13 protein-coding genes and 2 pseudogenes are annotated in these 22,012 nt (G+C 66.4%); 8 read left to right on the top strand and 7 right to left on the bottom strand.

Going from position 1 to position 22,012, the window contains the following annotated elements; translation table 11 throughout:
* Positions 1–189 precede the first annotated feature (189 nt).
* Positions 190–2,856, top strand: a complete 2,667-nt coding sequence (locus ACZ39I_RS11760; RefSeq protein ID WP_467244335.1) for a cellulose binding domain-containing protein — start codon at positions 190–192, stop codon at positions 2,854–2,856.
* A gap of 51 nt (positions 2,857–2,907) precedes the next feature.
* Here ACZ39I_RS11760 and ACZ39I_RS11765 read toward each other — a convergent pair whose 3' ends face one another.
* Positions 2,908–3,711 (bottom strand): NAD(P)H-binding protein, encoded by an 804-nt coding sequence (locus ACZ39I_RS11765; protein ID WP_467244336.1) that lies wholly within the window; start codon positions 3,709–3,711, stop codon positions 2,908–2,910.
* Between the two features lie 63 nt (positions 3,712–3,774).
* Here ACZ39I_RS11765 and ACZ39I_RS11770 point away from each other — a divergent pair, with 63 nt between their 5' ends.
* Complete coding sequence (locus ACZ39I_RS11770) at positions 3,775–4,461, top strand: helix-turn-helix domain-containing protein (protein ID WP_467244337.1); 687 nt, start codon at positions 3,775–3,777, stop codon at positions 4,459–4,461.
* A 152-nt stretch (positions 4,462–4,613) separates the two neighbouring features.
* Here the strand turns inward: ACZ39I_RS11770 and ACZ39I_RS11775 are convergent, their stop codons facing one another.
* The 4 genes from ACZ39I_RS11775 to ACZ39I_RS11790 all read right to left on the bottom strand — a co-directional run bounded on the left by ACZ39I_RS11775 (position 4,614) and on the right by ACZ39I_RS11790 (position 8,860).
* Entirely contained in the window at positions 4,614–5,519 is a 906-nt protein-coding gene (locus ACZ39I_RS11775) for a transposase (protein WP_467244338.1), read from the bottom strand.
* Between the two features lie 101 nt (positions 5,520–5,620).
* A complete protein-coding gene (locus ACZ39I_RS11780) occupies positions 5,621–6,280 on the bottom strand; it encodes an ABC transporter ATP-binding protein (RefSeq protein ID WP_467244339.1) in 660 nt (219 codons plus the stop codon).
* Between the two features lie 39 nt (positions 6,281–6,319).
* Positions 6,320–8,419 carry a hypothetical protein gene (locus ACZ39I_RS11785; RefSeq protein ID WP_467244340.1) on the bottom strand — a complete coding sequence of 700 codons (2,100 nt, stop codon included), beginning with the start codon at positions 8,417–8,419 and terminating at the stop codon, positions 6,320–6,322.
* A gap of 177 nt (positions 8,420–8,596) precedes the next feature.
* Entirely contained in the window at positions 8,597–8,860 is a 264-nt protein-coding gene (locus ACZ39I_RS11790) for a lactococcin 972 family bacteriocin (protein WP_467244341.1), read from the bottom strand.
* A 510-nt stretch (positions 8,861–9,370) separates the two neighbouring features.
* Here ACZ39I_RS11790 and ACZ39I_RS11795 point away from each other — a divergent pair.
* Positions 9,371–10,822, top strand: a complete 1,452-nt coding sequence (locus tag ACZ39I_RS11795) for a glycosyltransferase family 39 protein (RefSeq protein ID WP_467244383.1) — start codon at positions 9,371–9,373, stop codon at positions 10,820–10,822.
* A 124-nt stretch (positions 10,823–10,946) separates the two neighbouring features.
* Here ACZ39I_RS11795 and ACZ39I_RS11800 read toward each other — a convergent pair whose 3' ends face one another.
* The gene (locus ACZ39I_RS11800; protein WP_467244342.1) at positions 10,947–11,096 is read right to left on the bottom strand and encodes a hypothetical protein; all 150 of its coding nucleotides are present in this window, start codon (positions 11,094–11,096) and stop codon (positions 10,947–10,949) included.
* Between the two features lie 575 nt (positions 11,097–11,671).
* Between ACZ39I_RS11800 and ACZ39I_RS11805 the strand changes: the two genes are divergently transcribed.
* A complete protein-coding gene (locus ACZ39I_RS11805) occupies positions 11,672–12,592 on the top strand; it encodes an ISAs1 family transposase (protein WP_467244343.1) in 921 nt (306 codons plus the stop codon).
* A 457-nt stretch (positions 12,593–13,049) separates the two neighbouring features.
* On the opposite strand, the gene ACZ39I_RS11810 is transcribed toward ACZ39I_RS11805, so the two are convergent.
* Positions 13,050–15,740, bottom strand: coding sequence for an RICIN domain-containing protein (locus ACZ39I_RS11810; RefSeq protein WP_467244344.1), 2,691 nt, complete (start codon positions 15,738–15,740; stop codon positions 13,050–13,052).
* 469 nt (positions 15,741–16,209) lie between these two features.
* Here ACZ39I_RS11810 and ACZ39I_RS11815 point away from each other — a divergent pair.
* From ACZ39I_RS11815 to ACZ39I_RS11830, 4 genes and pseudogenes are all read left to right on the top strand, one after another.
* Positions 16,210–17,250 (top strand): annotated as a pseudogene (locus tag ACZ39I_RS11815) (IS110 family RNA-guided transposase); the annotation flags it as partial.
* 36 nt (positions 17,251–17,286) lie between these two features.
* A pseudogene (locus ACZ39I_RS11820) lies at positions 17,287–17,469 on the top strand (NF041680 family putative transposase); the annotation flags it as partial.
* 453 nt (positions 17,470–17,922) lie between these two features.
* Positions 17,923–19,605 (top strand): poly(ethylene terephthalate) hydrolase family protein, encoded by a 1,683-nt coding sequence (locus ACZ39I_RS11825; RefSeq protein WP_467244345.1) that lies wholly within the window; start codon positions 17,923–17,925, stop codon positions 19,603–19,605.
* A gap of 375 nt (positions 19,606–19,980) precedes the next feature.
* On the top strand, positions 19,981–21,393 hold the full coding sequence (locus ACZ39I_RS11830) for an RICIN domain-containing protein (protein ID WP_467244346.1): 1,413 nt from the start codon (positions 19,981–19,983) through the stop codon (positions 21,391–21,393).
* Positions 21,394–22,012: the final 619 nt, after the last annotated feature.

Below are 22,012 nucleotides of genomic sequence, written 5' to 3' on the forward strand. Positions count from 1 at the left end.
TGGAGGGGCGCCACAGTGCACGGCGTTTCCTCGGAACCGCCTGAAAGGCTCCGCGTATAAGGCTCCGCCACCGGACGGCGGGGCCGAAACGGCCGGGCGGCCCCCTCCCGCACTGGGGGTCGCCCGGCAACTCTCGCACCCGATGGAAAGCGCTTACCCCCCACTCCCCCTTTCCGGAAAGGACCCCCCGTGCGAAGAACCCGCATCCTCACGGCCGTGCTCGCGCTCGCGGCCGGGCTGCTCGCCGGCACCCCACCCGCACTGGCGGCCGACAGCACCGCGAAGGTCTCGCTCGCAGCCGACACGTACACCTGGAAGAACGCCCGGATCGACGGCGGCGGTTTCGTGCCGGGCATCGTCTTCAACCGCAAGGAGAAGAACCTGGCGTACGCCCGCACGGACATCGGCGGCGCCTACCGCTGGCAGGAGTCCTCGAAGACCTGGACGCCCCTGCTGGACTCGGTCGGCTGGACCGACTGGGGGCACACCGGCGTGGTCAGCCTGGCCTCCGACGCCGTGGACCCGAACAAGGTGTACGCGGCCGTCGGGACGTACACCAACAGCTGGGACCCGGGCAACGGCGCGGTGCTGCGCTCCTCGAACCGGGGCGCGAGCTGGCAGAAGACCGATCTGCCCTTCAAGCTGGGCGGCAACATGCCGGGGCGGGGCATGGGCGAGCGGCTCGCGGTCGACCCCAACAAGAACAGCGTGCTGTACCTCGGGGCGCCGAGCGGCAAGGGACTGTGGCGGTCCACGGACTCGGGTGTCAACTGGTCGCAGGTGGCGAACTTCCCCAACGTCGGCAACTACCAGCAGGATCCGAGTGACACCAGCGGCTACGCCAGCGACAACCAGGGCGTCGTCTGGGTGACCTTCGACGAGTCGACGGGGACGTCCGGGAACGCCACGAAGACGGTCTACGTCGGGGTCGCCGACCTCCAGAACTCGGTGTACCGGTCGACGGACGCGGGCGCGACCTGGACGAGGCTCGCCGGGCAGCCGACCGGATACCTGGCCCACAAGGGTGTCCTGGACGCGGCGGGCGGCTATCTGTACCTCTCCTACAGCGACAAGGGCGGGCCGTACGACGGCGGCAAGGGCCAGGTGTGGCGGTACGCGACGGCGACCGGCACCTGGACGAACATCAGCCCGGTCGCGGAGGCCGACACCTACTACGGCTTCAGCGGCCTCACCGTGGACCGGCAGAAGCCCGGCACGGTCATGGCCACCGCCTACAGCTCCTGGTGGCCGGACACCCAGATCTTCCGCTCCACGGACAGCGGGGCGACCTGGACACGGGCCTGGGACTACACCTCGTACCCCAACCGCGCGAACCGCTACACCATGGACGTCTCCTCCTCCCCGTGGCTCAACTGGGGCGCGAATCCCTCGCCGCCCGAACAGGCGCCGAAACTCGGGTGGATGACGGAGTCGCTGGAGATCGACCCGTTCAACTCGAACCGGATGATGTACGGGACGGGGGCGACGCTCTACGGCACGGAGAACCTCACGAACTGGGATTCCGGCGGCCAGTTCACCATCAAGCCGATGGTGCAGGGCCTGGAGGAGACCGCGGTCAACGACCTCGCCTCACCGCCCTCGGGCGCCCCGCTGCTGAGCGCGCTCGGTGACATCGGCGGCTTCCGGCACACGGACCTCACCAAGGTCCCCTCGATGATGTTCACCTCCCCGAACTTCACCACGACCACGAGTCTCGACTTCGCCGAGACGAACCCGAACACGGTGGTACGGGTCGGAGATCTGGACTCCGGGCCGCACATCGCGTTCTCGACGGACAACGGCGCCAACTGGTTCGCGGGGAGCGACCCTTCGGGCGTGAGCGGAGGCGGGACGGTGGCCGCCGCCTCGGACGGCAGCCGGTTCGTGTGGAGCCCGGGCGGCGCGGGTGTGCAGTACACGACCGGCTTCGGTTCCTCCTGGTCGGCGTCGAGCGGGATTCCGGCGGGCGCGATCGTCGAGTCCGACCGGGTCGACCCTCGGACCTTCTACGGCTTCAAGTCCGGGAAGTTCTACGTGAGTACGGACGGCGGGGCGACGTTCACGGCGTCCTCGGCGACCGGACTGCCGAGCGGTGCCAGCGTGCGCTTCAAGGCACTGCCCGGCGTGAAGGGCGACGTCTGGCTCGCGGGCGGGGCGAGTGACGGGGCGTACGGTCTGTGGCACTCGACGAACGCCGGCACGAACTGGACGAAGCTCTCGAACGTCGACCAGGCCGACACGATCGGCTTCGGGAAGGCGGCGACGGGGGCGTCGTACCAGACGCTCTACACCAGCGCGAAGATCGGCGGGGTCCGTGGCATCTTCCGTTCCACGGACAAGGGCGCGAGCTGGACCCGCATCAACGACGACGCCCACCAGTTCGGTTGGACCGGCGCGGCGATCACCGGTGATCCGCGGGTGTACGGGCGGGTGTACGTCTCGACCAACGGCCGGGGTGTGATCTACGGCGACACGTCCGACACCGGCGGAGGCGGCAGCACCGATCCGACGGACCCGCCGGACCCGACCCCGACGGGCGCCTGCGCGGTGACCTACAAGATCACCAACCAGTGGTCGGGCGGTTTCCAGGCCGACGTCCAGCTGACCAACACCGGTTCCAGTGCCTGGACCGGCTGGTCACTCGGCTGGACCTTCCCCAACGCCCAGACGATCTCCCAGACCTGGAACGCCGAGTCCACCCAGTCGGGCTCGACGGTCACGGCGAAGAACGTCGGCTGGAACGCCAACGTGGCCGCGGGCTCCTCGGTGAGCTTCGGCTTCACGGGGAGCTGGTCGGGGACGAACGCGAAACCGACGGCGTTCAAACTGGGCGACCAGAACTGCACGGTGACCTGACCGGACCGCCGAGGGCGCGTACCGCACGGGTGCGCGCCCTTTCCCGTCACGTCACGGCATTGCCGCGAATGCCTCCCGGTGGTCGCGTGCCCACTGCTCGAACGTGCCCGCCGGTCGGCCGAGCACTCGCGGCACGTGGTCGGTGATGTAGGCCGCACCGCCGGCGCGCGCCCAGCCGATGCCGGTGGCCATCCCGGCCGGCACCTGGTCGAGCGCATGCGTGTGAGTGATCTTGACCGGCCGTTCCAGCGCGCCCTCCAGGATCGCCGCCTGGTCTGCGAACGTCAGCAGCTCTGGCCCGGTGAGGTCGTACCGCTGCCCATCGTGTGCATCGCTGGTCATGGCGGCGACGGCGACCGCAGCCACGTCCCTCGGGTCGACGATGGCCTGCCGGGAGTCGCCGACCAGGTTCGGTATCGACTCCCCGGCCTGGATCAGCGCCCGGTACCACAAGAAGTTCGAAGCGAAGCTCGGCGGGCGAAGCATCGTCCACACGAGCCCGCTGGCCTCGATCGCCACCTCCGCGGCCACGTGCCACGCGCCGACGGTCGCCCCGTCGAACCGCTCGCCGCTGCCGATCGCGGACAACTTGACGATCTTACGGACGCCCGCCGCCCGCGCGGCCGTCACCAGGGCGATGTCGTGGTCCGCGGTCGGCACGGGCGGCACGGTCACCAGGAAGACCGTGTCGACGTCGGCCACCGCGCGCGCCAGCGACGCCGGGTCGTCGAAGTCGCCCCGCACCCCGCCGGGCCGCTCACGGCGGGACATCGCCCGGAACGGCACGCCCCGCTCGGTGAGCAGACGCACGACATGACTACCGATGGTGCCGGTGGCACCGGTAACAAGGATCATGCCCCGACGATGACAGCGCTCTCACCCCTCGTGATAGGAAGTTTCGGCACTAACGTAGGCCGCGTGAGCTCTCTCAACGTGCCGCCTGCCCTTATGCGTTGCGTGGCCGGGATCGATGTCGCTACGACGGACGCTTCGACGGCGGTCGATGTGCCCGATCACGCCACCACACTTCTCCTGCGCACGGACAAGCGTGAGCTGATCGTCATGGGCCCCCGTACCCGGGCTGCCTATCACATCGCCGCACCCGGCCACTCGTGCGTGCAGGTTCGCATGCGACCGGGGCGTGCCCAAGCCCTGCTCGGACGTCCACTCAATGATCTCGCCGACCGGGCCCTGCCGCTCCGCGAACTACCGGGCCTGGACGTCGACCAGCTCGCCGTCGATCCGGTCACCGCTCTCGAAAAGGCATTGGCTGACCGCCCGGGGCCGTCGGAACGGCTCGAAGAGGCGGCGCGTCTACTGGTCGGCGCGACTGTCACCGCAACCGCGGCCCGGTTGCACATCAGTGAGCGCCGCCTGCACGCCCTGTTCACCGACGGCACCGGCTTGTCCCCCAAGCACTTCGCACGCATCGACCGCGTTCGCACCGTGCTCGCGGCCGATGCGGGCCGCTGGGCGGACATCGCCGCCACGGCCGGCTACTACGACCAGTCCCACATGACCGCCGAGTTCCGCCTCTTCATGGGTGTCCCGCCGGCCGCGTTCACCGCCGGGCGGCGCCCCGCCGCGACTTTCTGCACGGCCTGAGTTCTGTGGAGGTTGGTCCGGTCACTGATTCGCGTGCGGTGGCAGCCCAGCGGGTGGGTTGGATCGTAGACGGCTCCGGTCGTTCTGCATCCGCCTAACGACCTCGTGCACGGTTGGCCGTGGCACGTCGAGGTATGTGGCGTTGTCGGTGTTCAAGCTCGAAGGCCGTGATCGAGGGTGGCGGTCTGCTGGTGTGAGAGCAGTCCGGCGACGGCTTGGACGATGTCGCTCATGTGCTCGCGTCGGCCAAGGTGCCGGGTCAGAGCCCGCCAGTTCTTGAGGTGCGCGATGCCGTGCTCGACGCGGATCCGGCGTGAGGAGTGCGCTTTGCGCGCGAGTTCGTGCCGTTCCTCGTACCAGTCGGGAGCGTTCTTCTTGAACTTGCGATGTGGTGGCGTCACCACCCGCCCGCCGGTCTGCGCTCCCATGCCCTGGTAGCCGGCATCCGCGAGGATCTCCATGAACGGTCCGTCGGCCAGGAGCTCGACCAGGCCCAGCTGCCGGGCCTGGGTGATGTCAGCGCAACTGCCCGGCCGGACTGGGCTGCAGAACAGCATGCGCCCCTCAGCGTCCGTGAGCACCATGGCCTTCACGGCGTTCTGCTTGGTCTTTCCGGAGACGAACTTGTCCCGGTCCTTGCGGCCTGCAGCTGGGCGTCGAACGCGGATCTCTGTGCCGTCGATGATGCCGGTCCGGCCATCGACGCCAAGGTACTCGACGACCTCGGCGAGCGTACGCAGCCGGACGTCCGGCGCGATGGTGCAGCCCCGCAGCGCGAGCAGGGGCCGCACCTCGCCGATGGCACGGGTAATGATGGAGCGGTCCACGCCGAACCAGCAGGCCAGCACGTCATGCGTGGTGCCATGGCGCAGACTCACCAGCGTGGCCAGCAGCCGGTCGACGAAGACGAACTGGTGCTTCGCACCGGCTCCTACCGCCCGTTTCCGCGGCCGTGCCGTCAGGCGCGCCTGATGTTGCTCGTGCCATAACGGCCCTATCTCGGCGATCAGTTCAGCGATCACAACCGGCGACAGCCCGGTGATCCGGTACTCCGCCACGATCAACTCACGCGCCCAGCCCCCATCATCCACAGCTCAACGAGTCACCCGGGCACCGGGCCACGGCCAACCGTGCACGAGGTGGTCAGCAACGCCCTGGATCAGGTGGCGGAGCTGACGAGAGAGGACTCGTGCACAGCGAATACGGTGTCGCATCGATCACGGACGCCGGCATCGTGGGTAGCGATGACCACCGCGCATCCTGCGAGGCTCATCTCGCGAAGGATGTCAATAACGACAGTGGCGTTGGCATCATCGAGGGCGCCTGTCGGCTCGTCCGCGAGCACCAGGGATGGCTGCTGGAGCACGAGACGGGCCAAAGCCACACGCTGCTGCTCTCCGCCGCTGAGGTGGTAGATCTTGTCTTTTTCCCGGCTTGACAGGCCGACACGATCGAGGGCTTCTGCGATAACCTTCCTGCCTTTGCCCTGGGGTAGGCGCTTTAGCTTGGTTACCACCTCTAGGTTCTCAATGACGTTCGCGTTTTCGATCAAGGCGTAGTGCTGGAACAGGTAGCCGAGAGAGTCTCGGCGGAACCGACGGACATCACTTCGGCCGAATTGGGTAATATCTTTGCCTTCATGCCGAATTGTTCCGGCACTTGGCCTGTCGAGCAGTCCGAGACAGTTGAGGAGGGTTGACTTCCCCGAACCGCTCGGGCCGACAAGGGCAAGCATTTCACCAGGACCGACAGTGAAGTTGACATCGCGCCACAGGGTTCGGGCACCGAAGACTTTGGAGAGATTTCCGACATCTATCACAATATCCTCCGACGCAGAAGAATTTTTTCGTTACGGGACTCAAGCCTCATTCGCGCCTCGCTTCACGATGCGGTCATGAAAGTATTTGAGGGCAAGCAGAACTGCACCCAATTCAAGCACGACGAGGCCGGTGATGATGCTGAGGTCCAGTGCGCTGATGTGCATCGGCTGGAATGGTGCAGGTGCGCCTGCGGCAGCAAACTTAGCCAGTTCCTGCTGTTGCTGCCATGATTGAAAAGGAACGCGAGTGGCAAAGATTACAGCAATCGCCAATTCCACGGAGAGGATGAATCGATGGATAGCAATGTATCTCCATCCGCCAATGTGCCGCACAAATATACTTTGCGTGTTCTTGCGCGAGTAAATGAGTGCGACCCCGACTCCGGCAATGAGCAGAACTATCACCGCGACGGCAAGATTGAAAATTTGAATCCGGAGTTTATTGATGGCGTCTCTGAGGTCCAGGGCAGTTTTCTGCCCGACGGGACTCACTGAATTCATGTAGTTCTGGAGCTTTTTCTCTTTAATTGCACCAAGTGCGTCATCCGGATTGGAGAATACAACTCCCGCTTGGGTGGCAAATGCGGTGTAGGCATCGTTCGTGAGGAAACGTGATCCGTTTGGGACGGCAATGATGACGGGATCGTGTACTAGAGATCTGTCGTCGGTCGGGCTGTGAGCCGAGCTGTAAGCGTAGGTGCCCGTGTTGTAGCCGAAGAGACGCTGCCCCGTTCTGCTGCCAAAGGTCTTGATGGGAATGTGCCGACTGAGATCCGGATCAACGATCAAGGAAGCCGCTTTGGTGATCTCTGGCGTGTGCGAGGAAAGAGAATCGGGAATGATGACCCGCACCGGCCGGGAATCTGACGCTGCTCCCGTGCGAGGTGCGGTATAACGATATCCTTCCCGGTCGAAGACCGCTTGTTTCCTGAGATAGGTGTCGTTGACGATGAGGATTTCACCGGATGGCAGATGCGCATTCGGGGCGGACACCTGGAGATCTCTGCGGCCGGCGACAATAATTTCGTCCCGCGCGTCTGCCTGGCGCAGCCACGGACCGATATGGTCGTTCAGCTGATCCATATGCATGGCGAAGGCGCCATTGAGACGGATAGATACTGAATCGCCTACAGTGTTGTAAATATCCCGGTTATCCTGACGGGTGAGGACATCCCGGCTCGCGAGTGTGACGTTCGTGGCGATGCTAAGAGCCAGTAGCAGTGCGGGGATCCGGACAAGGTAGACGCTTATGGATGCCGCCCGGGAGGGAAGCTCGCCTTTGAGGGCGCCCAGTAGGTCAGTCTTGAAGGTGAGAGCCAGTGCAGTTGCATGGGTGGCCATTGCCAGGCCAGCCAGCAAGACAGCGATGCCTGCGGTCACTGAGGCGTACAGCCCAAGCCACGCAAAACTGTTATAGAAGCCGAGAAAGGCGAAGGCCACGACTATGACGGCGCCGACCGCGGCCAACCAGAACACGGCCAGCTGGCGGAGGTCACGAAGGAAGATGCTGGTGAAGGTCATGCCTTGCGTTCGCAGGACTCCGTAGGCCCTGGCATTGAGGAGCACACTCGCGCCGGTCATCGTCAGGGCAGCGAGGGCGACGATGTAGAAGGCTTGGAGCAGAGGGTCGTCCGTGTATCGGTCGATCAGGGCTGAGTATGACAGAGGGTGGGTGACACCAGCGGTCAGGCCGAGTTCGGCGAATTTCATCCTCAGTGAATCTGCCGCCACAGATGATCCGAACACGTAGTACGAGCCCCGGGGATCCTGGTGTTCGATCTCGGAGATCGGATGCACGCGGGTTTCATAATTCTTACTGAATTCCGGGTAGCCTTTGTCCAGCCATTTAGCTGTCGCAGAGCGGGGGCTGCCCGAAGTCACGTAGAGGTGCCGAATTCCGTCGGGGTCTTTCAGATCAGCTACCTCGCGAGCCACTCCGATTGCATGCTCGGCGGAAAACGATTCAATATCTCGGACTACTTGAACACTGCTGACCGAGTTGTCGGAGTCAACCACCTCGACCAAAGCTGCGTTTCCCAGTATCCCGCTTTCATCCAGTCCACGTAGAAATAAAAAAGAAAGAACAGCGGAGAAGGCCAGGATGGCGGCGTGGACGAATCTTATACCTCGATGCAGCATTAGATACCTAGGTTGAGGGCGTTCCGGAGCACGCGTCCGAGAACGCAAAATAGGGGAAGAAAGCAAGCTGTGGAGGCGCCGACCGCGCGCCTCCACAGCTATCAAGTCGAGCTAGGCATCCGAGAGCGGCGCCACTCTCCATCACCTAAAATGCCCGGGTCGCTGCAGGCGAGGAGATTAGCAGCTCGGGTTGTAGTAGTACGCGGGCGAAGCGCCGTTCTTCGCCGCCGAGGCCAGGGACCACTGCCCCTTCGCCGTGCAACCGCTGCCGAAGATCTGGCCGCCGATGGACACGGAGGACGCGTGCTTGTTCGTGGGGTGCTTGTAGTTCGACCAGGCGGTGCTTGCGCCCTCGTCGTAGCTCCACCTGCCACCACCGACGTCGACAGTGGTCGCCAGCGCCGGAGCGGCTGCGGCTATGAGGAGAGCACCGGCAGCCATAACAACCTTTACACCGTTTCGCATGCTCAAGACTGGCTCCTAGTTATTTGCTTTGGTTGGGACAGGGACAGAGTTTGATCTAGATGAACAGACATGTGCAATCCAATTTTCAGTGATCCAGATCACAACTCATTTTCGGCCATGGCGAAAAATGGGGGTGAACCTTGGGCGGGGGATAACAAAAATCCCATCCACCCATCAAGGACCATGGAAAAATTTCGGTCGACTTCGCTGGCGAAGGTTTAAGCCTCGGGAGCGACCCTCGCAGGGCTGGACAATAAGCTTGACGTCGGTTCGAATGCGGGCAAATCCGGGCGAGATATTCGGATACGACCTCTGAGTGTGGCGACTTTTTCTCAGTGCATATAGTGTCGACGACTTACGCGTCGAAGCAGGCAAACTCCACCTGCCTGACCGGCCAGTGCGGATTTTCGCGCAATTGTGTTATGGCGCTCTCGTGCAACCACTGGCTTCAGTTCGCACCGCTACCGCAAGGGCCTGAACATCCTTATGACTCCCCAAACACCAGCCGGCCGCCGGCCCCTGCCCATCTGGCTGATACCCGCGCTGTGGACTCTGGCCTTCGGCCTATGGGGGATGTCCCGACAACACAGCGTGTGGCGCGACGAGGCAGCGACCTGGCAGGTAGCTCGACGATCCGCCCCCGAGATCTGGCACATGCTGGAACACGTGGATGCCGTACACGGCCTCTACTACTTGCTGATGCATGGTCTCTTCGAATGCTTCGGGCCCAGCACGACGACGCTGCGACTGCCTTCTGTACTGGCCATGGCGGTGGCTTCGGCCTGTGTGACAGTCATTGGCCACCGACTGGCCGGGGCTCGGGCGGGTCTGGGAGGGGGACTTGCGTTCAGCCTGCTTCCCGCGGCGCAGTTCTACCTCCAAGAAGGGCGCCCGTATGCGCTGGTTGCAGCAGGAGCCGGGATTTCGACGCTGCTGCTGGTGACGTTGCTCAACAAGCGTGGCGGAGGGGCACCGTGGGTGGCATACGGCAGCGTGGTCCTGCTGTGCGGGCTGTTCAACTGGCTGTCTCTGATGATCCTGCCCGCACACGCGGTGACTCTTGCCTGGACAGGCGCTCGACGCGGAGTCTGGGTGCGCTGGACGACGGCCTCAGCGGCGGCTGTGGCGTGTGTGCTGCCGTTGATTCTGTTCAGCCGGAGCCAGTCCGGTCAGATCTCCTGGATACCGCCGCTGACCTGGCACATGATAATCGGCCCGGCGATCCTGCTTGCCATCGGTGGCGCCGGAGCCCTCTTGGACCGGCCGCGGGCAGGCCGGCTGTCAGCGGCAGTCGTGGGGCTGCCACTGCTCGCGGTGCCACAAATTACCCTGATCGGCCTCTCCTTGATCCAGCCGCTGTTCCTGGACCGTTACGTCCTCTTCAGCATGCTGGGCCTGGCCCTGCTGATTGGGACAGCACTGGATGTGGCGGCACGGGCAGTAGCCCCGCGGTTCCCAAGGGCATCGCCGTGGATCCTTCCCTCGGCGGTCGCTGTGGCAATGGCTGCGTTGCTCCCCCAGGCACTGACCAAGCGCTCTCCGGAGAGCCGGGTGGACGACGTACTGGCCATCGCTGCAGACGTTCAACAGCTCAAAGTTCCTGGCGAAGCCGTGCTCTTCGTGCCAGCAGCGCGACGCGACACGAAGTCGGTCTCCCCCCATGCTTTCAGCGGGCTCCGGGACATAGCTCTCGCCGAGAGTCCCGAAGAGTCCGGGACACTGAAAGGCGTGGAGAAGAGTCCATCCCAAATCCGGTATGTGATGCTGGCCCAGCAACGGATTCTACTGGTGACAGACGCGGCAAAGGTCGCAAAACCGGAGCCGGCTGAACGAGACCGGGTGAAGGCTTCAGTCCTCAAGAAATACTTCACGCGGGTGGCGGACAAGCAGGTCCGCGGTCGCAGAGTGACGGTCTACAGCCGCATCGAAGGCTTGTAACAACCGGGGACGGGAAGCAGCATCGCAGCGGGTGTCGGCGACGCGATACCAGTGCAGATCGGCAGAGTCCCTCCCGTACCTGCTCGGCGGGCCGAGTCGGCCCGCCGCCCGTCGTTCATGGTGGTCATCCGGTTCTCTCCGGGCGAAGGTCGGGGAGGGGCTGGCGGACGCGCGGCATGCCCAGGGACATGCCGCGGCTGCGGCGGACCAGCGCGACTGCCTCGCGGATCTGGGCCCGGTCTTCGTCGGTGAGCTCGTCGAGGTCCTGGCGCACCCGCTGAACCAGGCGGCGGACACGGGCAATCTCGTCGCCCGATGGTGTGGCTTCGTCCTTGGCCCAGGGGTCGGCGTTGGCGAAGGCGGCCAGACGTTCACCCGGACGACGATTCGCAGGCCCCGGGGGAGATGCACGAGGTCGCCCGCGAGAAGATTTTTCACCTATTCCGGCTGCTGGCAGCAGGCGAGATTGCATCGGTTGAGGCGCTTCCCTGGCAGAACGGGTGTCCGCGCGGCCTGAGCGGGTGAGTTTCAGTTGTTGCTCGGCGCGCGGAGGCAGGCCGCCACTACGGTGACCCAGTGACCACCGTTGCTCCCGCGATCGCTCAGCTGGTGGCAGACCCATCGCTGATCAGCCTGGTCTACCACCTCGAACTGCGAGGTGCGGTGCGCACCTCGTACCACGGTGCCCACCGACGTGCGGGGAGTGCACTGCATCACTGAGGGTGGCTCCCGGCGCCTGTGAGTCGAGCCAGGCGCTTGTGCTGTCGCGGCCATTCAGTGTTGCGGTGACGTCCAGCGGGGGACGTCGGCGGGGAAGAGGTCGGGGCGGGGGCGGTGCGGGCGTGCGGGGTGGTGCCACCGGCCGGCAACGTCGCGGGCGACGTCGACGCCGACTTCCACCACCAGCTCGGGTTCCACCACAGCAACGGGGTACGGGAAGAACTCGGCATCCGCCGCCACCTGCCCGGACGTCGCCGCGCCCCGTCAAAGGCCACCCTCACCCGCCTCCTGGCCGCCCTCGACGGCGATGCCCTGGACGCCGCGATCGGCGCCTACCTGGCCCAAGACCACCACACCGACGTCGCCACCACCGGTTCGGCACCGCCGCCGGCGATCGCGGTGGACGGCAAGGCCCTGACCGGCTCCGCGCACCGAGGCCGGCGCCACCGGCACCTGCTATCCGCCATCACCCACCGTCCCACCGTCACCCTGGCCCAGCGGGAGGTAGGGGCGAAGACCAACGAGACGGCCGCCTTCCGCCCGCTGCTGGAGCCACTCGATCTGACCGGCACCGTGGTCACCTTCGACGCCCTGCACAGCCTCAAGGACCAGGTGCGCTGGCTGGTCCAGAAGAAGAAGGCCCACTACATCGCGGTGATCAAGGGGAACCAGCCGACCGCGTCGTCCCAGCTCAAGGCTCCGCCATGGGAACAAGTACCCGTCGCGCATACCGCGTCGGGGACCGGGCACGGCCGGCGGGAGTCCCGCTCGGTCAGACGATGGCCATCGCGGCGAACCTGGGCGGGATCGCCTTCCCGCAAGCACGACTGGCCCTGCGCGTCCACCGGCGCCGCCAAGAGTCCGGCAAGCGGCAGACCCGGGAAACGGTCTACGCCGTCACCAGCCTCGACACCCACCAGGCCTGCCCCTCTGACCTGGGAGGATACGTGCGCGGGCACTGAGCAATCGAAAACGTCGGCCACCACGTCAGAGACGTGGTCTTCGCCGAGGACGCCTCCACCGTCCACACCGGCAGCGCACCACGGGTAATGGCCGCCTTGCGAAACCTGGCCATCGGCAGGCTGCGCCTACTCGGAACGGACAACATCGCCAAGACCACCCGAGCGATCCGGGACGCGCCCGAACACGCCCTCTGGATCTGGGGCATCACCAACAGCCCACTCCTACCAGGAACTTGAAACCACCGTGACGCCATCGCGCGTCGCGTACGGCAGCGGGTCCTCGGCGTCGCTCTCCCCGGGACCCCGAGCGTTCGCCACCGTTCCGGCGGCCGGCCGCCCGTATCAGCGGCCTTCGGCTCACCGCCATGATGGTCGTCCCCGCACGCGGCGGATCTCCCCGCGCGGGGCCGTCGTCCGTCATCCGGGCTGGAGCCGGGTGACGGACGACGCCGTGGCGTCCCCTGTGTGCGCCCCTGGGGTGGCCGCAGGCCCCGGATGTGCCGCCACGGGGAGGTGGCGGCACATCCTGCAGGCGGGCCGCCGGCTCAGGCCGGTGTCAGTTGCCATTGCTGGTTGGTGCCATTGTTGGCGGTCCACTGCACGACTTGGGCGCCGTCGCTGGTCGACTGGCCGGACACGTCGGCGGCCAGGCTGCTGGCGCGGCTGACGATGGTGTAGTAGCCGTCGCCGGTGGGCCGGAGGTACCACTGCTGGTTCGTGCCGCCGTTGGCGGACCACTGCTGCAGTTGCAGTCCGGCCGTGTTGGAGGAGGCGTTGACGTCGAGCATTTTGCCGCTCGCGGTGTATCGCAGGGTGTAGGCGCCGTCCTGGGCGGAACCGAGGGTCCAGGTCGCGTTCCCGGTTTGCTGGATGGCCTTGGCGCCGTCGGCCGTGGAGTTGCCGGTGATGGCGAGCGGTTTGCCGCTGTTGCGGTTGACGATGCGGTACGTGCCCGGCGCGGGACCGGTGCTCCCGCCGCCGCTCAACGTGAAGTACTCGACCGCGTCGCTGAACACGGTCGTCCCGGCTTTGCTGGTGGACAGGACGAGGTAGACCCGTGAGCCGCTGGACGGCGCGGTGAACGACACGGTCTGCGTCGCCTTCGAGCCGAGCGGGACGGTGAGGGTGGTGTTCCCGGAGGCGATCACCGGGCCGGTGGCGCTGTCGAGGCGGGCGCTCCAGGCGAAGCCCACGGCGGTGCCGGTGAAGTCGTCGTTGAACACCGAGATCGTACGGTTCACGGTGCTGTTGGCGGCGTATCCGGGGACCGCTTGCGGGAGCGGGAAGGTGCCGCTGGAGTCCGACACACCGGAGGCCGACCAGTAGGGCAGGTCGATCGCGGCCACGGGATTGAACGCGGCCTGCACCCGCTGGAACTGCGGATTGCTCCACGGGTCGGAGAGGTTGTCGGCGCCGTAGACGGGATGGCCGCCCTCTTCGGGGGTGAAGTCGGTGGTGCGGACGCCGGGTATGACGCCCGCCCAGGCGGACAGCAGGGTGTAGGGGCGCAAGTCGCTGGCGTCCTTGCCGCGCTTGGCCGCCATCGTGGTGGCGAACCACTCGAAGCCCTGCTTGGTGTTGCACTTCGGCCAGATGTACTCGCCCTCGCCGTCGGGCCGGCCGGGCACCGACACGACCTTCTCGCCGTAGGCGCCGAAACCGTCCAAGTAGTGCCCGAAGACATCGAAGTTGGCGTACGTCATGGTGGGGTAGGGGTTGGCCGGAGCGCCGACCCACGCGTCGACGCTGACCGGCCGGGTGCCGTCGTTGCCGTTCATCGCCGCGTACAGGTCCTTCTCGAACTGCTCCGAGTCCATACCGCTGCTGCCGGGCTCGTTGCTCTGGCTCCAGCGGATGATCGCCGGGTGGTTGCGGTCGCGCAGGGTCAGCGCGCGGGCGTGGTCGACCATGTTGTCGTGCCCGGCGACGAAGTCCTGAAGGCTGTTGGAGCCGCGGATGCCGGTCTCGTCGATGATCATCAGGCCCATCTCGTCGGCCACGTCGAGCATGTAGGGGCTGGCCGGCTCCTGATGAATGCGGACCACGTTGTAGTTCAGCCGCTGGTAGTTGTCGACCGCCTGCGGCCAGCCACCGTTTCCCGAGGAGGGCGCGAGGAAGCCGGGCAGGGTGTCGTAGGCGTCGCCCTTGCCGCCGTTGTTGATGCGGTCGAAGTCCGCGCCCTGGAGGTTGTCGCCGCGGAAGTTCACCCGCACGCCGTTGAGGTAGTAGTACTCGCCGTTCTGGCTGCTCTCCCGGAATCCGAAGCGGTAGGTCGCGTCGCTGGTGCGGCCGTCGTCGGTCGCCGCGTGGACCGTCAGGCGGTGCAGTTGGGCGCGATACCCCTGCCGGTAGGGGACGTTGGGCCACCAGTACGAGGAGGAGCCCAGGTTCCACGCCACCGGCCCGACCGTCACCTTGACGGTCGAGTGGGCGGCCACGGTCACCGTGCTGCTCGGCAGCGCCGGGTAGTTGAACGACGTGGCGTTGTCCGATGCGAGCGAACCGGTCAGCGTCACCGTCCGCGCGGCGCCGGAGGTGTTGGTCACCGACGCGTCGTAGGTGAGGGTCTGATTGGTCACGGACGTACGGACGAACGTGTCGCTGACGTACACCGTCGGATACACGCGCAGGAACGCCGAACGGAAGATCCCCTGCGGTACGGCCTCGGCCCAGTCGGCCGCGTCGGGCACCAGATACCTGCCGTTCGCGGGGTTCTTCAGGGCGCCCCTGCCCTTCACATCGACCGTGATGGTGTGCGTGGTACCCGGTGCCGCGTACGCGCTGATGTCGAAGTTCGACGGTGTGAAGGCGGTGGTCCTGGTCGCCACCGTCCGCCCGTCGACCGACAGGGTCGCCTGGTGGTTCACCGCGCCGAACTCGATCCACGTCGACTGCGGCTGCCCGGAGTCCGGCACGGTGATGGTGCGGGAGTACACCGCCTCGTTCACATCGGTGAAGCCCTGCTTGTACCAGCCGCCGCCCGGCACGGTGATCGACGTCGCCGACCGGCCCGCCGGGGTGAAGCCCCACGTGCCGGCCAGGTCGACCGAGGCGATCGCGGCGTTGCCCGCGGTGACGCCATCGGTGCCGGAGGCCGGCGAGGCAACGGCCGCCGTAGGTCGAGGGGCGGCCGCCGCGGCCGGCTGCGTTCCCACTGCGCCGGTCAGCAGCGCCACGGCGGCCACGCACCACAACGCCGGGCGTCGGCGGCGCGGCGGCCGATGGTGTTGTCGCATCACACATCCCTCTTTCGCTGGGGGACGGGGAACGGGAGACGGTCAGGCGGCCCGCACACCCGTCACCGCGCGGGCCGACCGGATCGGCCGGAAGGGATCAGTGCACCGGTGACGTCAGCAAGGCCACGCCGCGTCCGGCCCCGGCCGACGGGTCCGATCGTCCGTGGGGATTCCCTTTGCTGATCACCGCGGTGCCACCGGTGGGAGCGCTCCCACACCATAGTGCCCAGCGGGGCATCCGTGAATGCCCCCGTCGCACCCTGTTGCCGAAGCCCAGGAGCGGACCCCGCTCCCGCTCCCGCGCGTGGCCGGTGCTGTTGGAGGTCCTGCCGCCGAGGGCGGCCAGGAGGCGGGTGAGGGAGGCCTTTGACGGGGCGCGGCGACGTCACCCTGATGATCACCGGTCTCGTGCCTGTGCTGTTGCCGCGTCAACTCCCGCTCAACGCGGACGATCCACCCAATCCCGGACGAGGACGCGTTGTGGGCGGTGGACATCAACCACGGTGGAGCCGCCTTGCTCATCGGTCTGTTGCTCGGCCATGGCCAGCCGATGGTCTATCTGACCGGGCTCCGTTCACCAGGCGTCGACCGCCTACCGAGGCCAGGGCACGACCGACGCCAAGAACGCGTTCGTCATCGCCGACCAGGCCCGCATGCGCAAGGACCTCGGCGTGCTCCGGCCAGGCGATGAGATAGCCGTCGACCTGAAGATCCTGGTCAGACGTCGCACTGACCTCGTCAACCACCGCACGCGCCAGATCAACCGGCTCCGCGAACAACTTCTGGAAACAGCCCCGGCCTTGGAGCGTTCGCTCAGCCTGACGGACAAGGGGCCGATCCTGCGGCTGACCGGCTACCAGACACCGGCCGCGATCCGCCGCAGCGGAGTCAAACGCATCGAGACCTGACTGAAGAACCGCAAGGTCAAAGGCGCCGCCGCGCTCGCCCCGGGCCGCCGTCGAAGCGGCCCAGGCCCAGGACACCGCACTGCCCGGAGAGAAGCTGGCCGCCTCAATGGTGGCCCGCCTCGCAAAAGGGGGTGATGGCCCTCGAAGAGGAGATCGCCGAACTCGACGCCCTCATCTAGGCCCGGTTTCACGAGCACCCGCACGCCGAGGTGATCCGCAGCCTGCCGGGCATGGGCGCCATGCTCGGGGCCACTTTCATCGCCGCGACCGGCGGCGACATGGAAGCCTTCGGCACGTCCGACCGGCTGGCCGCCTTCGCCGGCCTGTCACCCGTTCCACGCGACTCCGGACGCGTCAGCGGCAACATGCGCGGCCCCGCCACTACCTCCGCGGACTCCTGCGGGCCTTGTACCTCTCGTCCATGGCCAGCCTGCGGTCGTGCCTGCGTCGCAGGAGTACTACGAACGGAAGCGTGCGGAGGGGAAGAGGGACATAAACAGGCCGCACTGTCCCTCGCCCGTCGCAGAGCCAACGTTCTGTGGGCGATGATCCGCGACGGAGCGTGCTATCAAGCTGCACTATCAGTCACGGTGGCTGCTTGACATTCTCATTGGGAAGTCCTTTAACGTCCGGGGCCAATCCGAGAGGTCGTCGAGCGGCTGGTCGCCGCCGGCCAGTGGCGGCCGGGTGATCCGGAGGTCCTGGTTGTGCTGGACGCGGGATACGACGCTCCGCGCATTGCCTACCTACTGGAGGGGCTGCCCGTCGAGATCCCGGACAGATCTCGATCATGCAATGACCCTGCACGTAGCCCTCCTCGGGTGAGGTGCTCATCGAGGTGGCGGGGAATACGAGCTACGCGACTGCCCTGGTGCCGCGTGCGGCTCGTTCACGCCGATCGGCAGCGTTGAGGTGAACGAGGTCGGCCGTGGTGTCGAACCTGATCTTCGCGAGTTCCCTGCGCAGACGGTCACTTTTGGCCGTGCCGTTGGAGTGCGGGGTTTCGGCCGATTATTGGCGGCAGCCGGTTGCTCCGGCAAGGCTGTTCTCGATCGGGGTGCCGGAACACGACGTTGCGGTTCGGGGCGATGCTGACCTGCGGCGGCCTCTCACGTCGCCCGCCTGTCGGTCACATTGATCCGTTCGGTACGCCGCAAGGGCGGTGCTGCGGCCGTGGCTCAGTGACAGTGCTCCCAGGGCACGATCGGTCATGACATGGGATCTCCGTGGTGCGGATCGACTGTCCTGATCGCCTTCCTCGTTTCACTGCGAGGGTGAACAGTCCATTGAAGTCGACGCATTGCTATGGCATGTTCACCCCGCAGTGGACACGGCGCGCTATACATCCCATCACTGAAGCGCTTGGTCTGATCTCACTTCATTGCGCACGCCAACATTCAGGCACTCTCGCTCTTCCCATCGGGAGGTTCACCATGCCGATGTCGAGATCGACGCCAGGACGCGCCGAAGCGGGGAGGGCGGGAACGAGGCAGTGGCGCTCGGGGATGGCGGCAGTGGCAGCCGTCGCGGCGGTCGTCGCTGCGATGTTCGTGGTAGCACCGGCGTCAGCCCTGCCGGCGTCAGGCGCCGCCGCGCCGCGGGCCGCCCAGAGCAATCCGTACCAGCGCGGCCCTGATCCCACCGTGACCGGTATCGAGGCGTCGCGCGGTCCGTTCGCCACGGCGCAGATGGGTGTGGCGCCGGGCAACGGGTTCAACGGCGGGGTGGTCTACTACCCGACGGACACCAGCCTGGGCACGTGGGGAGCGTTGGCGATCGTGCCGGGGTACACGGCGCGGTGCGCCGACGAGGAGGCGTGGATGGGGCCGTGGCTGTCCTCATTCGGGTTCGTGGTGATCTGCGTCGAGACCAACAGCCGTACCGACGGGGCCGACGCCCGGGCCGCCGAACTGCTGGCGGGGCTGAAGTGGCTGACCACGCAGAGCCCGGTCAAGGCGGAGATCGACCCGAATCGGCTGTCCGTACTGGGGCACTCCGCGGGCGGAGCCGGAGCGATCATCGCGGCGGAACGCCAGCCGTCGCTGAAGGCGATGATCGGCCTTGCTCCGGGGTTCCCCGGCAACGGCCTGAGCATGGCCACCGACAGGGTGCCGAGTCTGGTCATCGGCGGCCAGAACGACACGGTCGTCACCCCGTCGTATCTCAGCGGTCTGTACGCCACGCTGCCGGCCACCACGCAGAGCGGTTTCGCCCAGATCGCCGGAGCGGACCACGTGTACTACACCCGTCCGAACAACGTGGAGATGAAGCTGCTGATCCCGTGGCTGAAGGTGTTCGTGGACGACGACACCCGCTACACGCAGTTCCTCTGCCCGGCCCTGCCGGACCCCTCCACCGTCTCGGTCTACCAGCCGAAGTGCCCCTACGTGCCCCCGAGCGGCCCGACGTCGCCGCCGACGCCTGCCGGTGGTGAGCCTGTCCACGCGGTGGGTGCGGGCAAGTGCCTGGACGTACCGGATCAGCGAACGACAGCGGGCACGCGGGTGGAGATTCACACCTGCGACGGCGGGGCCAACCAGTTGTGGACGCGTACTTCCTCCGGTCGGCTGACGGTGTACAGCGGTAGCTCGACCATGTGCTTGGACGCCGATGCGCAGGGCGCCAGTCCGGGTACGAAGGTGCAGATCTGGCCATGCAACGACGGGTCGAACCAGCAGTGGAATGTGAACGCGAACGGCACGATCACCGGGGCGCAGTCCGGGCTGTGTCTGGACGTGACCGGTGGGGCCACCGCGAACGGCGCCTTGGTCGAACTGTGGACCTGCAACGGCGGGGCCAACCAGCACTGGACACTCGGACAGCCCGATGGGCGGCGCCGCTTCACCCAAGCAACCAATGACCAGGGCAAGTTCCCTGAAGGCATCAGGACCCACGACCGGCAGGGACCCGCGGCCGTGCTTCGACAACGCGCGCTTTCGCGGGTTCCGCCTGAGTGACTTCTCGGCGGCAGACACCACGACGGTCCCTACGCGGCGAGGGTCGCCGGGCCGGCCTTCTTGGTGGCCGCGGCGATCAGCCTGGCGCAGACCCGACGCAGACACAGGCCGTCGACCCCGCGGCGGGCCGGGGGCGAGGTGTGTGCGTTCGGTGCGGGAGAGGCCTGGCCGTATCAGGTGCGGCACCACGGCGGGCACGCTGCTGGCCCACCTGGGACTGCAATGTACGGACCAACCAGATGTGGACCCTCGAGTGGACCGCAGGAGACATGAATCCGCCCCATGACCCGCGGCGAGCCTTCGAAGGGATTACACGCACAGAAGGGAGAACCCGTGGGAAACCCGATCGCCAAGACACGTGGAAAGCCGGCCACGATGACCAGACTGCTGGCGGTGTTCGCACTCGCCGCAGGAATTCTGGCGGCCGGTCCGAACCAGGCACACGCTTCCACATCGCAGTTCAGAGGAGTGAACTGGGCCGACCAGAGAGACAACTTCGTCAACGGCGTACTGCATCCGTCCGGGCTCGGTGCGTCGGACACCTACTCATCGGCTTCCGCCGTGGCGGACCAGGTTGTTGGACAGATGTACGCGGCGACGGGCGCCAACACGGTGCGCATGCCTATCAACGAGCCCACTGTCGCCGACTACTGGAACACCTACACCGGGGCGATCGACACGGCCCTCACCAAGGGAAACGTGATCCTCGCCTACTGGGCGTACGGCGGCGGCAAGCCGGCGAGCACGGCCGGGTTCAACCAGATGTGGGACAAGGTCGTGCAGAAGTACGGCTCCAACCCCAACGCCTACTTCGAGGTCATCAACGAGCCGTACGGTTACAGCACGACCAACCTGGACGACATGTACAGCGGCTGGTTGGCCAGGTACCCCTCCGTGCCGCGCTCCAGGGTGATCCTCGACGGCGCCGGGCTGGCCCAGGACGTCGCGGCAGTCGGTCGCGACAGCCGCCTGGACGGCACTTTCCTGGCGGTGCACGACTACTCGTTCTTCGCGGGATACGAGGACGAGACCGAGTGGGCGAACCATCTCGCCGGCTACATCGGCGGATACGCCGCCCGCACGATCGCCACCGAGTGGGGCGGCCCGATGGGCCCGGGCAGCAAGAACGGCGTCCACTACAACACCATCGACTACAGCATTCCCAGTGGCTCGTTCTTCGCCGACTACGTCCGGGGTGTCAGCAGCGAACTGCGCAGCCTCGGCATGGGGAGCGTCTACTGGCCGGGTCTGCGCGACGGCGACTGGTACAGCATGACCAGCAAGAGCGGTACCGGCTCGGGCATCAAGCTGTCTTTGGTGAACGCCTCGGGACTGAACCGCCTGCAGTACGCCTGGGGGATCGGCAACGGCGGCGGCACATACGTGCGGATCACCAACGCCGCCACCGGCCTGTACATCGACGGAGAGGGTCGCACGACCAGTGGGGCCACCGTCGGCGAAGCCAGCGGCAGCAGCAACCGGTACGAGCAGCAGTGGACCGTCGAGAACGATGGGCCCTACGTGCGCATCAAGAACCGGGCAACCAGCCTGTACCTGGACGGGGCGGGCCGCACCTCGGACGGATCCGCGATCACCCAGTACGGTGACAGCAACAGCACGAGCCAGCAGTGGTCGGTGGTGACCGTCGCCGACAACGTGCGCATCAAGAACCGCGCCACCGGCAAGTACATCGACGGCATGGGCCGCACCGGTAATGGATCTGATCTGGGCCAGTGGAGTGACAGCAACAGCACGAACCAGCAGTGGCGGATCGTAGCCGCCGGTTGACCACCACCCGCATCGCCTGCCGCGTACCAACGGCGAGCGCTTCAACCGGCGCCGGTACGTGGCAGGCGATGAACGCAGACCGCGCAGGCTTGTCCATGGTCAGCTCGGTTCTCGCCCGGTGAGCCGCACGCCCGTGCGTGGCCGAGGCAGCGGGGAGCCCCGACCACGCACGGCCCTGGTCCGAGACGGCAGCAGTCGGCCATAACCACGACCAGGGGCAAAGCGAGCCAGTCCCGCAACCCACCTGCGACCAGGCAACGGCTTCTCTCCCCCGAGGCCCGGGAAAAGGCACGGCAGCAGTCCGCCAAGGCCCGCGCCGAACGCAAGGAACAGCAACGCCGAGAGCGCGCGGCCCGCCTGCAATTCAACGACTGATCGGTCGTTGAGTGGTTAGTTGTTGCTCGGGGTGCGGCCCTCGAAGGCGTCTGGAACGCAGTGCCGTTGTTCCGTCGGTGCGACGGGTGTGATCACCGAGCCCCGCCGCCATCCTCGACGTCTCCCCGCCTACTGTGCACGAGGTCGTTAGAGGTCGTTTTCCCCCGTTGTTTCATCCCGGAATCGGTTGTTTGGTCTGCGGTGTCGGGTCACGCCAGGAGATGGCGTTCTCGCTGGTAAGGCG

This window comes from Streptomyces sp. NPDC024687, from assembly GCF_055559055.1.

What these genes read in the sequence shown, in the direction of transcription:
- ACZ39I_RS11765 (WP_467244336.1), bottom strand. Translation starts at nt 3,711, where the DNA reads ATGATCCTTGTTACCGGTGCCACCGGCACCATCGGTAGTCATGTCGTG.
- ACZ39I_RS11785 (WP_467244340.1), bottom strand. Translation starts at nt 8,419, where the DNA reads ATGCTGCATCGAGGTATAAGATTCGTCCACGCCGCCATCCTGGCCTTC.
- ACZ39I_RS11790 (WP_467244341.1), bottom strand. Translation starts at nt 8,860, where the DNA reads ATGGCTGCCGGTGCTCTCCTCATAGCCGCAGCCGCTCCGGCGCTGGCG.
- ACZ39I_RS11795 (WP_467244383.1), top strand. Translation starts at nt 9,371, where the DNA reads ATGACTCCCCAAACACCAGCCGGCCGCCGGCCCCTGCCCATCTGGCTG.
- ACZ39I_RS11810 (WP_467244344.1), bottom strand. Translation starts at nt 15,740, where the DNA reads ATGCGACAACACCATCGGCCGCCGCGCCGCCGACGCCCGGCGTTGTGG.
- ACZ39I_RS11830 (WP_467244346.1), top strand. Translation starts at nt 19,981, where the DNA reads ATGACCAGACTGCTGGCGGTGTTCGCACTCGCCGCAGGAATTCTGGCG.